Consider the following 12,259-nt stretch of genomic DNA (forward strand, 5'->3'; position numbering starts at 1 on the left):
TCTTTGTTTTGATCTCAATTACCACATTGTTTTTGACTAGAATCACCCAAAGTTCTTTTTAACTCTTTGAGAAGCTTTGGGTCTTCTTTGCGTTCTTTGCGCAACATGCTTTTAATTTAATTTTGCATGGAAATATAGCTCCTGGTCCTCTATCAGCTCGGGGTGTAAAATTTTTACTAAATCGCTTAAAATAAGGTCTGGTCTCAGATAGCCAAGTTCTAAAAATATATTGCCGCCTTTTGCACCCTTTCTGGCACTGTATGTATAGACATTGCCCTGTTTAAAAGCTTCGAAATTAGCATATCGTTCGTCACTTGCAGTCATAGATTTTAGTGACTCGTAGGAGGCTACACCTATCCAAAAGTCAGCGTCATTGGCTTTCTCATAAACTGCTTCAAAACTCAATTCCAAATAGGACGATGAAGAGTCTTCAGACCAGATATAATTACCGCCAGCATCTCTTAAAATTTTAGCTGCGTAGTTGCGTCCACCAGGGAGGTACCAGGTATCTCCATAAACTACTCCACTTAAAACCGAAGGATTAACTTCAGCTTGTTTAACTTTCTCCTTTAGCATGGTGTAGTTGCGCTCAATTTCTGAAAATACAGAGTCGGCCATTTTTTCTTTATTAAAGAATAAGGCCATAAACTTAATCCACTCTGCTCGCCCCAGTGGGTGTGGCTCGATGTACTCTGCATTGATTACTACAGGTACACCTGCATTTTGCATTTGTTTAAACTGCCCGTAATTATTACTCATGGTGTAAGCCATGACCAACTCTGGTTCGGCACTCACCAACAGTTCCAGATTCATTTCTTTATCCACGCCTAATTCCATGACTTTTCCGGAGTCAATTCGCTGTCGCATCTTTTCTGAGCTAATGTAATCGAGCGTAGGAAAACCTACCAGGGAACTGGTCTCATCAATATGATTCAACAATGGTATATGCGTGGTGGAAGTGCAGACAATTTTTTCGATGGGAACCTCAATCACTTGTACGTCAGCATCATGCTTGGGTACAGGATCACCTTTTTGTACCAATAAATATTTAAAACCCTGCTCCGCATTTTTGTATGGAGTTGGAACTTCTACCCATTTAGCTCCATCTTTATAACTCACAGTAAATCCCTCAGCATACTTTACGGAAGTCTTATGTAGTGCGTCTGCTGGTCTTTCAACACTATTTTCAGATTGTTTATTGTTTGATTGAGAGCAACCAAAAATAAATAGGTTTAAAATTAATAGTAGATGGGTCGACTTCATGAGATGTTTAGTTTTGACGCAACAATATTAAACATTTTAGTTTCTCCACTAAAATATTTACTACCTTTGCACCAGATTATTGGTTCTGAAGTCGATCAACTATCGATTTTAGATTAAAAGGGAACCTCGTGATCTTAGAAAAAGAAATTCGAGGGCTGTACCCGCAACTGTGATCCCACCCTAGCCATAGCTAGCGGACATTCGCTTCAGTCAACTTACCACTGTCCAGATATTTGAGACGGGAAGGTCCTGAAGTTGGGAAAGCCAGGAGACCTGCCATGATCATTTTTAAAGTAAAGCTTTCGGGAGTTATGGCTTGGCATAAGATCAATATCTTGTACCATTTTATTTTTCGAAAAGCTTTGGCGTAAATCATTTGTGTCAAAGTATGAGGATTAAAAGTATTACTATAGGCTTAGTGATTCTGACCTGTTTTCAATTGCAGGCTCAGGATATCGTAAAGGATACCTTGCTTCTTGATGGAGTCAATGTGTTCTCTTCGCGCCTGGAAGAATACGGAACAGCTGATAAAGTGGTAGAGCTGGAGGGTAAGGCTATTGATTTTAGTCAGCAGACTAACCTAAGCGACTTACTAAAAAGATATTCTGCCCTCAATATCCGTTCTTACGGAGTAGGTGGCCTGTCTACAGTCTCTTTCCGAGGGGCTGGTAGTAGCCAGTCGGCAGTTCTATGGGAGGGGGTGAGTTTGCAGAGTCCAACCAATGGAAGTGCAGACCTCAGCATGATCCCAATTTCTTTTATAGACAATGTGGCTCTTCAGTATGGAGCAGGGAGTGCAATGTTTGGGAGTGGTGTAATAGGCGGCTCTATTCAAATCTCTACTCAAGACCAGGTATTTAAACAAAACCCATTTAGCCTTGAGCTACTACAGCAAGTAGGCAGCTTTGATAGGACTTACTCAGGCATCAACATTTCAAAATCTAATGAAAATTATGCCTTCACATTTAGGGCTTTCAATGAGTATGCAACAAACGATTTTCCTTATTATAACCGATTCTCTCAGAGTGAAGTAACTATGACCAACTCTGCCGTACACCGGTATGGTGTCATGGTCGAACCTTCCTTCAGAATCAATGATCAAAGCGATATTAAAATCAAATATTGGGGACAAAGTAATGCAGTTGAGTTACCACCAACGGCCGGGCAGTCTCAGCAACGGGATGACAAACAAGACGATGTATTCCACAGAACAACTGCTATCTATACGCGTGACGTAGTTTCTGGTAGACTCAAAGCACAGTCTAGCTGGTTATACGGCAAGCTTATTTATAACCATAATGCACCAAGCATTTCTAATATGTGGATTAATGAAGTGCAATCAGATTTTGTGCTGCCACAAACCACACGACTCCAGGTTGGGATAAACTACACTTACGAAACGGCCGAAGTAAATAGCTATGGTGGGATTGCGCCATCTCGTAATCAAGCGGCACTTTTTGCTTTATTGAAAAAACTATTTTGGGATAAGGTTGAAGTTGCTGTTTCGGCAAGAGAAGTGTTGGTTGATGGAGAAACCACACCATTTGTACCGTCTTTGGGTATCAACTACCAAATGCGACCTAACTATGCACTTAAATTTAAAGCTGCTCGAAGTTTTAGAATCCCAACATTTAATGACTTGTACTGGGTAAGTGGTACAGATAGTGGCAATCCTGATTTGCGTCCTGAAAAAGGCGTAAGCCTGGAAGTGGGTCAAATATTTGAGCTTGGAGAAAATAATCAGTTTAATGTAGAGGTTACAGCATTTAGCAATTACATCAACGATTGGATTCAGTGGCAACCTAATGATCAAGGCAACTGGAGGCCGGTAAATGTTGTGGAGGCATGGCTCAGAGGTGTGGAGGCTTCAGGCGATTATAAGGTCTCTTTCAATAAAGATCTGGGGCTGTTTATCACCGCACATTATACCTACACTAAGGCTACAAAAGAAAAAATTGAGGAAGATGGTAACGAGGCTGACCTCGGTAATCAATTGATATATGTACCAACACATCAGGGGGTGTTTACTGCCAGCCTACAGTATCATCAATTTATGCTTTCTGTAAACCAGTCTTTCACTGGCAATCAATACACCACAGCTGATAATAATGAAAGGTGGCAACTTGATGATTATTCGCTAACAGATGTATCAGTAAAATACCAATGGCAGAAGGGCAAACATGCTTTTGACCTGGCTTTTAGAGTAAATAATGCCTGGGACAATGACTATGAGGCACGAAGCACTTACCCTATGCCAGGTAGACACTACAACTTAAGTTTAAACTATACTTTTAACTAATAACCAATGAAAATCAACAACAATCCATTTCGTATTTTAAGTCTACTGTTATTTGGACTTATCTTCTTCACTGCCTGTTCTGATGATGATAGGGTAACCCCTTCTACACCAGGAGAAGACGGTTATTTCATTCTAAACGAAGGGGCGTTTGGTGCGGGAAACGCCAGCCTTTCTTTTTATGACAAAGAAACCGGCACTATGCAGAATGATGTTTTCTTTAAAGCCAACAGTCGTGATCTTGGAGATCAGGCGCAATCTATGACCATTATAGACAGCTTCGGATATATTGTCGTGCAGGGTTCTGCCAAAATTGAGGTAATTAACCTGGAGGATTATAAAACTGTAACTACCATAGACACTGAAGACGGACTGGTTTCTCCTCGTTATATCATTGAAGTAAGCGACAATAAAGCCTACGTTTCAGACTGGGGAAGTGACGGACTCACAGGAACTGTAAAGGTATTGGATCTGGAGACAAATGATATAACGAAATCAATAGCTACCGGGGCAGGCGCTAACACAATGGTCAAATTAAATGACAGAGTCTATGTAGCAAATGGTGGCGGCTATGGCTCAGATAATACAATTTCTGTAATCAATTCTACTACCGATGAACTGATTACTAATATTGAAGTAGGAGATAACCCAAAAGCACTTCAAGTAGACGCAGCGAGTAACCTTTGGGTAGCCGGCTCTGGAAAGATCGCCTACAATGCCGATTGGTCGGTAAATCTTGAAGAAACCACACCAGGATTCTTAGCAAAAATTAATACTGCTAGCGATCAGGTGGAGTTTATTGTTAATATGACAGAGAAGAGTGTTGGCCCGGGTAATTTATCAATAGGGCCCGATGGTGATATGCTATATTTCAATTATAATGGAGGTATTTATACTGCAAATACTACTCAAGAGGCCTCTGATTTTCAGATATCATCATTTATTGAAAAAAGCTTTTATGGCTTTGGCGTAGATCCATCTACAGGTGATTTTATAGGTGGTGAAGCTCCTGATTTTACAAGTGGCGGTAAAGTTTACCAATATACAGAGTCAGGAGATTTAGGCGATGAGTACCAAGTAGGAATTGCCCCAAATAGTGTGATTTTTAAATAATCTAGATACATTTAATCAGTGTCTGCATCAGTAATGAAAATTTAGACTAATGCCCGAGCAAGAAGACGATGACTTATTTTACATTGAAAACGGCCTATACGTTTTCACTGAAAAATATCATTTAAAAAGAGGCTACTGCTGCAGAAGTGGGTGCAGACACTGTCCTTACGGTTATAAAAAAGATAAAGATGAGCGAACTGGAAAAAAGGATTGAGAACTCTAAAACCTCCATTTTTAAAGCTGTATTTCCAAACACAACTAACCATTACGATACCTTATTTGGAGGTACAGCCCTACAGTTGATGGATGAGGTGGCGTTTATAACAGCTACAAGATTTGCAAGAAAAAGAGTGGTAACAGTGTCTTCTGAGCGAGTGGATTTTAAGCAGCCGATACCAGCTGGAACCCTGGTTGAGTTATTGGGTAAGGTCGTGCACGTGGGCAATACCAGTTTGAAGGTGCAAGTAGAAATTTTTATCGAGCAAATGTATTCTGAAGATCGTGAGCAGGCCATTAATGGTGAGTTTACCTTTGTGGCTATTGATAATGCGAAAAATCCTGTTAGTGTAATTTAGTTATTGGTTATAAGGAAACATGTTATTTGCATAATGCATTCATTTGAAGAGTTATTTGCATGGAAAAAGGCAAGAGCATTTAGAAGTGAGATATCAGGAGTGGTCAAAAAGTTTCCTTCTGACGAGAAATATAGGCTAACTGACCAGATTTTGAGATCCTCAAGGTCAGTTACAGCTAATATTGCCGAAGGGTTTGGTAGGTTTCATTATCAGGAAAACATTCAGTTTTGTAGGCAAGCAAGAGGTTCTTTATTTGAAGTTTTGGACCATCTTATCTGTGCAAAAGATGAAAAATTGATTAGTGTTCCAGAGTTAAAGTCACTTCGAGAACAATTTGATGAATGTCTTAAAGTTTTAAATGGATATATAGCATATTTAAAAAAGGCTAAGCTGAATTAATAACTCAATTACTTAATAATTGAATAACTTAAATACAAAACCTAAAATATCAGTAGCATGGAGTGGTGGTAAAGATTCGATGCTGGCCTTGCATAGGGTGCTGCAGTCAGGTGCTTATAAAGTTGATCATCTGCACACGGTGATAGACGCAGACCTAAAGCGAGTTGGGCTACATGGAGTTTCCGAAAAACTAATAGACCATCAGGCAGCAAGTTTGGGTATACCTTTAGAAAAGCTCTATCTAAAGGCGAGCGAGGGGCATCAAAACTATGAGCAGCTCATGAATGCTTACTTTGCTGATTTAGAAAACGAGGATTTTGAAGGGGTACTTTATGGAGATATCTTTTTAGAAGACCTTAAGAGCTATCGTGAGAAGATGCTTCAGCACGCAGGCCTAACCGGTTATTACCCGCTTTGGGGTGAGCCAACAAACAAGCTTATAGAAGAATTCATTGATGCTGGTTATAAAACTAAAGTCTGTGCTGCCAATGCTGAATTTTTCAAAGACGAAGACTTAGGAAAAACCATCGATAGAAAGTTTATTGAAGCCTTAACCGAAAAAGTAGACGTGTGTGGTGAAAATGGTGAGTTTCATACCTTCGTTTATGATGGACCGATGTTTAGCTATCCACTTTCCGTAGATGTAAAAGAAGTGGTGTCAAAGGAATATAGCTACAACAAGAAGAATGATGATGGGTCTATCGAAAATATTAAATCCACTTTTCTCTTCGGTGAATTAGACTTCTAACTCTTCACTCCAATTTCCATCTTCACACCTCCAATCTCTATTTTCCGACTTCCAGCTTCGAACCTCTAACCATCAACCACCAAGTATCAACCTCCATCTTCTAACATCTAACTCCCGACTTCTCACTCCTAACTCCCATCTTCCAACCCCCGACTTCCAACTTCCATCTTCCAACTTCTGACTTCCAACTTCTGACTCCCGACTCCCAACTCCCGTCTTCCTAACCTAACAACCTCCTGGCTGCCGCTTGCGGAGTGGTTCTGCCATCCCCAACCTCTTTCTCAATAGTTTTCAACTGGTCTACCACCTCAGGTCTGTCATAAAACTGCTGCTTAAGTAAATAAGCTATCGTTTCGTGCATCCAATTGATGTTTTGTTTTTTTCTAATCGGCTCTAGCAATTGCTTTTCAGTCATATGAGCGAAGAACTTTTCGGTGAGCTCCCACACATTGTCGATGCCTTGTTTAGTAAGGGCAGAACAAGTAATTATTTTTGGAGTCCAGCCTGTGTCTGAAGGTGGAAATAGGTGCAGCGCATTTTTATATTCTATCGCAGCTTTTTTAGAAGGTTCAATATTTTCACCATCCGCTTTTGTAATAGCAATGGCATCTGCCATTTCCATAATACCTTTTTTTATGCCCTGTAGTTCATCACCTGCACCAGATAGCATCAATAGCAAAAAGAAATCCACCATACCTTTTACGGCTACTTCAGACTGGCCAACACCAACTGTTTCAATAAAAATAACATCAAAGCCAGCTGCCTCACATAACAGCATCGTTTCTCGGGTTTTGTTGGCCACGCCACCCAGGGAAGCACCTGTTGCAGAAGGTCTGATGTAGGCCTTTGGGTTATGAGAAAGCTCTTCCATACGTGTCTTATCACCTAAAATGCTCCCGCTGGTGCGCTGGCTACTCGGATCAATGGCTAGAACAGCTAATTTTTCATCAAGCTCATTGGTGATGTACGTGCCTAATGATTCTATAAAGGTACTTTTTCCAACTCCGGGAACACCTGTGATTCCTATGCGTAAAGCATTTCCGGTTTTGGGTAAAACGCCAGTGAGTACCTTTTCTGCCAATAGCATATCGGCTTGGAGGTTGCTCTCTATGAGCGTAATTGCTTTACTTAAAATCACCATATTACCGGCCAATACACCATCGATGTACTCTTCGGCTGATAAACGTTTTCTTCTTTTGGTTTGCATGAGCAACTAAAATAATAACTAGGGCATTAACAACCGGTCCATTAGCGAATTTTTATGATAATTGCTAAATTGGACAATTATGCAATTCCAAAATCCGTCTTGAAAAATGGCCAAACGTAGGATTAAAACCAATATATGGGTAGATAGCATCTTTGCTACCATTTTTATATACCTCTTTATGTATATGGTGCAAAATATCTCCACTTTCAGGGTGTTTGATGCACTAGACCCTATTGGAGAGGCACTCGCAGATATGGAATTGACAGACTATGCTTTTTCAGAACTAAGAGACCCACTACCGCCCGATACCAGTATAGTTTTAGTAAATATAGGACCACTATCTCGAGGAGGAATTGCGGAGCAAATAAGAATTATAGATCGCTACAACCCTAAAGTAATTGGTATAGATGGTTTTTTTAAAGGGTATAAAGACGATACCCTCGGTTCTCTAAGCCTGGGCAGCGCTATTGCAGATGCAAAAAGCGATATCGTGATGGTCGCCAAGGTTGACCAATCTGATTCTGTCGCGGTCAAACATCAGGGTGAAGAAATTTATGATATATTATATGCCTCAGATAGTCTGTTTATCCAAAATGCTGAGCTGGCCATTGCCAACCTCGATACTGATGCCAGGTATCAAAGTGATGTGAAAATTTGCAGAAAATTTCCTCCGAAAAGAAAACTGACCAATGATGAAGAGTATAATGCATTTGGCGCTCAATTGGCAGAAAAAGTGAAGCCTGGAGTGACACAAAATTTATTCGACAGAGATAATGATTTTGAAACCATTAATTTCAGAGGCGATTTTGTCAATATCTATGGTGAGGATAAGTTTTCTTCACGTTTTTATGCGCTTGACTTTGATCAGGTGTTGACCGAAGACTTTGTGCCGGAGTTATTGAAAGACAAAATCGTGTTGGTGGGCTATCTTGGAGATAACTTTCTGCACGACTCCTGGGAGGATAAATTTTTTACACCACTTAATGAGAAAATAGCCGGCAGGGCCAACCCCGATATGTACGGATTGGTGATCCATGCCAATATAACTTCTATGATCTTAAATGGTGATTATGTCGATACCTTTAGTGAAACCACAGAAAATATATTAGGAGTAATATTGTGCTTTCTCAACGTGCTGCTTTTCTCCTGGATTTATAGAAACCTGGGCACCTGGTATGATGGTACTACTAAACTTATTCAGGTGGTTGAGGTTTTACTCATCTTACTTTTAATCATTTACATATTCTCATGGAAGAGTTTTAAGCTCGAGCTGACTATCGGTTTGTTTGCAGTAGCTCTGGCTGGAGATTTATTGGAAGTGTATTATGGCGTTATTAAAAATATCTTTAGCAAAAAGAATCTTTCTAAAGTTGCTAACTTAGGTCGCAAGAAATCTCGTTCTAAGCACAAAATGACGGCAAAATCTTAAAAAAAAAGAAACCAGCTGTTTACCATTATCGTACTTGTAGTATAAAAGGGTGTATATAAAAAATATTATTGAATATCAAAATTATTTAATTTAAAAACCAAATCATGAAAAGTAATTTATCAATTTTAGCGCTCCTCCTGATAATATCATGCAGCGTGTCTTTTGGTCAAGGGTATACTTTTAAAGTATTGGCCAACAAGGGTGAGAATAAAGTGAAGTCGGGCGCTGAATGGAAGCCACTTAAAACAGGTGCTTCTTTGAATGAAACGGATGAACTAAGCATTTCTGATAATGCCTACTTAGGACTAGTTCATTCTACAGGGAAAACGATGGAATTGAAAGCTGCAGGAAATCACAAAGTATCTGAATTGGCCGCAAAGGTAAATACCAACGGCTCTAGCGTGGCTAGTAAATATGCAGACTTTGTATTGAGTAAAATGTCAGCAGAAGGTAAGAAAAACAGACTTAGCGCTACTGGGGCAGTTCATAGAGGAAGCAATGATGCAATCACAGTGTTCATGCCTAGTTCTGCAGGTGTATATAACAAGGAAGCGATCATCAGATGGGATTCATTAGAAGGAAATGCTACCTATGTAGTTACCTTAAATAACATGTTTGGTGATGAGCTACTTAAAATGGAAACCACTGACCCGCATGTGAAAATAGATTTAGCAGATGATAAAATTGCTAAAGAAAATGTAGTGTTATTGTCAGTAGCTTCAAAAGAAGATGAGTCTGTTAAATCAAGTACTCATGCGCTTAAAAAATTACCTGAGTCAGATGTAAGTAAAGTAAAAACAACCTTGAGTGAGTTGATGTCTGATGTAGATGAGCAAACAGCATTAAATAAGTACATACTGGCAGGTTTTTATGAAGAGAATAACCTATTAGTTGATGCGCTTACAAGCTACGAGCAAGCAATAAGCCTTGCGCCAGAAGTAGAGAGTTATAAAGAAGCCTACGTAGAATTTCTCTTGAGAAATCGATTGGGCGAATAGTCAAATTTTGATATTCAATAAAAAAGCCGCTTTTGAAGCGGCTTTTTTTGTTACTCACCAAATCTAAACTTCTACTTTACTTTAATAGTAGCCTTATTTACTTTCTTCTCGATAAGCGGAAGTGTAACTTTTAGAATGCCATTGGTATAGCTGGCATCAATTTTTTCTTTGTTTATCTCGTCTGTGAGATTAAAAGTTCTCGAAAATTTACCGAAATCAGATTCTCTCTTTATGTAGCTCACTCCTTCTTTGTCTTCAAGCTTTCTCTCACCAGAAATGGTAAGTCTGTTTTCGTTTAAATCAATGCTAAAGTCTTCTTTTTCTAAACCGGGAGCCACAATATGTAGCTGCATTTCTTTTTCACTCTTAGTAATGTCTACATCAGGAGTAAATGAGTTGGCATTAGTTTCTTTTAATGCATTTTCTAATAGGTCACCAAATGTACCTGGAACGAAATTGCTTAGCGGATTATATCTTACTAGTGTCATAATATTTTAGGTTTTTGTTTTTAATATTTTGTTCGTTTGATTCTCTATGTATCAAAACTGTACCAACTGTAAATTTCACATCCCCTCGCACTAAAACAAGACAAAATGACATATAATGCATTTAATGATTGTCAAAATTAGACAAAATGACAGCATATAAGATGAAATATTGACTTATAGATTGCTTTTAGAATCCGATGCTCGTGTAAATTTTTAACAGAGTTGAACCTGTTTTTATATATTTATGGGTCAAGCTAAAAACTATGAATGATAAGCTAAAGAATTTTATAAAAGCTCTCGGGCCGGGGATCGTCTTTGCTGGTATGTGTATTGGCGTTTCGCATCTGGTACAATCGACCAGGGCAGGAGCTGAATATGGATTTTTACTTTTAGGAGCTGTAGTAGCAGCTAATTTATTCAAGTACCCATTTTTCGAATTCTCTTCAAGGTATACTGGCGCCACTGGCTTGAGTATATTAGATGGTTATGCTAAAGTTGGCAAATGGATCTTGTGGGTATATGGTATAATGACTTTTGTTACCATGTTTATTGTGACAGCTGCTGTAACGTTTGTTGCAGCCGGCCTCTTAGGCAATCTTCTTGGTCTTGAGTACAGCACCGATTGGTGGGCTGTAATTATACTTATAACCTGCGTTATTATACTGGCTAGCGGTAGATACGGAGCTTTAGATAGTTTATTAAAAATTGTAAGTGCTGTATTGCTCTTATCTACAATTGTAGCATTTGTGGCTGCGGTTATCAATGGTAGACCACCAGCTGCAGAGGGGTTTGTGCCGAAGGAGGTATTAAATAGCTCGGGTATAATTTTTCTCATTGCTCTTATGGGTTGGATGCCAACTGCTGTAGACATGTCAACCTGGACGGGATTATGGGCAGAAGCCAGAGTAAAGCAGACTAAGTATAAGCCTACTATGCGAGAAACGCTCCTTGATTTTAATATTGGTTATATATTCACCGCATTCCTTGCCTGTATATTTCTATCGCTCGGTGCTCTGGTCATGTATGGCTCTGGTATGGAGCTTTCTAATAGCTCTTCAGCATTTGCTGGCCAAATCATAAGCATGTACACGGCATCGATTGGTGAGTGGACCTATTTGATAATAGCAGCAGCTGCTTTTAGTACTATGTTTAGTACCACAATCACAGTTTTAGATGGTTATGGACGTACTATGTCTAGAATTACAAAGCTGTTAAGAGGGCGTGAGCCCAGATATAATTATTTCTTATGGATATTGCTAACCGGTGTTGGTGGTTATCTGGTTATTTCCCAGTTTTTAAACAATCTGAAAAGTCTGGTAGACTTAGCTACTATAGTTTCTTTTGTGATTGCACCGCTGGCGGCATTTTTAAATTATAAAGTGATCTTTTCTAAAGAAATAAGTTTGGAGTATAGACCAAAAAAGTGGCTTAAATGGCTAGCAATAGCAGGTTTAGTCTTTTTGTGTTCGTTTACTTTGGTGTATTTTTATATAATGATGATCTAGTATTTGATCATGCAGAAAAAACAAATAAAAAAATTTGAAATTAAGTATTGCATAATTAAATCCGAACCTCTAATATTGCATTCCATTTGAGACAAACACCTCGGATGATCACCGCAGAAAGTGTAGTGAAGATAAAAAATAAGACATTATTTTCCCCTTTAGCTCAGTTGGTTAGAGCGGCTGACTGTTAATCAGTAGGTCCTTGGTTCGAGTCCAAGAAGGGGAGCAAAACCCATCC

General features: G+C 39.2%; 12 protein-coding genes, 1 tRNA gene and 1 riboswitch. Of the genes, 10 read left to right on the forward strand and 3 right to left on the reverse strand.

The features are described from left to right. Positions 1–111 precede the first annotated feature (111 nt). Entirely contained in the window at positions 112–1,263 is a 1,152-nt protein-coding gene (locus E1176_RS13590) for an ABC transporter substrate-binding protein (protein ID WP_155211179.1), read from the reverse strand. Between the two features lie 63 nt (positions 1,264–1,326). Beyond that, positions 1,327–1,558: riboswitch (cobalamin riboswitch) on the forward strand. A gap of 93 nt (positions 1,559–1,651) precedes the next feature. On the opposite strand from E1176_RS13590, the gene E1176_RS13595 reads away from it, so the two are divergent. The 6 genes from E1176_RS13595 to E1176_RS13615 are packed head-to-tail and all read left to right on the forward strand — an operon-like array spanning position 1,652 to position 6,394. Next, positions 1,652–3,562, forward strand: coding sequence for a TonB-dependent receptor plug domain-containing protein (locus E1176_RS13595; RefSeq protein WP_155211180.1), 1,911 nt, complete (start codon positions 1,652–1,654; stop codon positions 3,560–3,562). 6 nt (positions 3,563–3,568) lie between these two features. Continuing rightward, on the forward strand, positions 3,569–4,672 hold the full coding sequence (locus tag E1176_RS13600; RefSeq protein ID WP_155211181.1) for a YncE family protein: 1,104 nt from the start codon (positions 3,569–3,571) through the stop codon (positions 4,670–4,672). Between the two features lie 49 nt (positions 4,673–4,721). Further along, positions 4,722–4,886, forward strand: a complete 165-nt coding sequence (locus E1176_RS20730; protein ID WP_185152805.1) for a C1orf53 family protein — start codon at positions 4,722–4,724, stop codon at positions 4,884–4,886. Beyond that, positions 4,861–5,247 carry an acyl-CoA thioesterase gene (locus tag E1176_RS13605; protein ID WP_155211182.1) on the forward strand — a complete coding sequence of 129 codons (387 nt, stop codon included), beginning with the start codon at positions 4,861–4,863 and terminating at the stop codon, positions 5,245–5,247. The genes E1176_RS20730 and E1176_RS13605 overlap by 26 nt, the downstream gene beginning before the upstream one ends. 33 nt (positions 5,248–5,280) lie before the next feature. After that, positions 5,281–5,646 (forward strand): four helix bundle protein, encoded by a 366-nt coding sequence (locus tag E1176_RS13610; protein WP_155211183.1) that lies wholly within the window; start codon positions 5,281–5,283, stop codon positions 5,644–5,646. A gap of 19 nt (positions 5,647–5,665) precedes the next feature. Next, entirely contained in the window at positions 5,666–6,394 is a 729-nt protein-coding gene (locus tag E1176_RS13615) for a Dph6-related ATP pyrophosphatase (RefSeq protein ID WP_246206056.1), read from the forward strand. A 220-nt stretch (positions 6,395–6,614) separates the two neighbouring features. On the opposite strand, the gene meaB is transcribed toward E1176_RS13615, so the two are convergent. After that, entirely contained in the window at positions 6,615–7,601 is a 987-nt protein-coding gene (gene meaB / locus E1176_RS13620; RefSeq protein WP_155211184.1) for a methylmalonyl Co-A mutase-associated GTPase MeaB, read from the reverse strand. A gap of 106 nt (positions 7,602–7,707) precedes the next feature. On the opposite strand from meaB, the gene E1176_RS13625 reads away from it, so the two are divergent. Together E1176_RS13625 and E1176_RS13630 are read left to right on the forward strand one after the other, a co-directional pair. After that, positions 7,708–9,030 carry a CHASE2 domain-containing protein gene (locus tag E1176_RS13625; protein ID WP_155211185.1) on the forward strand — a complete coding sequence of 441 codons (1,323 nt, stop codon included), beginning with the start codon at positions 7,708–7,710 and terminating at the stop codon, positions 9,028–9,030. Positions 9,031–9,134: 104 nt separating this feature from the next. Then, entirely contained in the window at positions 9,135–10,028 is an 894-nt protein-coding gene (locus E1176_RS13630; RefSeq protein ID WP_155211186.1) for a hypothetical protein, read from the forward strand. A 71-nt stretch (positions 10,029–10,099) separates the two neighbouring features. Here the strand turns inward: E1176_RS13630 and E1176_RS13635 are convergent, their stop codons facing one another. Next, on the reverse strand, positions 10,100–10,516 hold the full coding sequence (locus tag E1176_RS13635; protein ID WP_155211187.1) for an Hsp20/alpha crystallin family protein: 417 nt from the start codon (positions 10,514–10,516) through the stop codon (positions 10,100–10,102). A 263-nt stretch (positions 10,517–10,779) separates the two neighbouring features. Here E1176_RS13635 and E1176_RS13640 point away from each other — a divergent pair, with 263 nt between their 5' ends. Both E1176_RS13640 and E1176_RS13645 read left to right on the forward strand, forming a co-directional pair. Next, entirely contained in the window at positions 10,780–12,021 is a 1,242-nt protein-coding gene (locus E1176_RS13640) for an Nramp family divalent metal transporter (RefSeq protein WP_155211188.1), read from the forward strand. A gap of 152 nt (positions 12,022–12,173) precedes the next feature. Continuing rightward, positions 12,174–12,247, forward strand: a tRNA-Asn gene (locus E1176_RS13645). The last annotated feature ends 12 nt before the right edge of the window (positions 12,248–12,259 follow it).

It is taken from the genome of Fulvivirga aurantia (genome assembly GCF_009711475.1).
GTDB lineage: Bacteria > Bacteroidota > Bacteroidia > Cytophagales > Cyclobacteriaceae > Fulvivirga > Fulvivirga aurantia.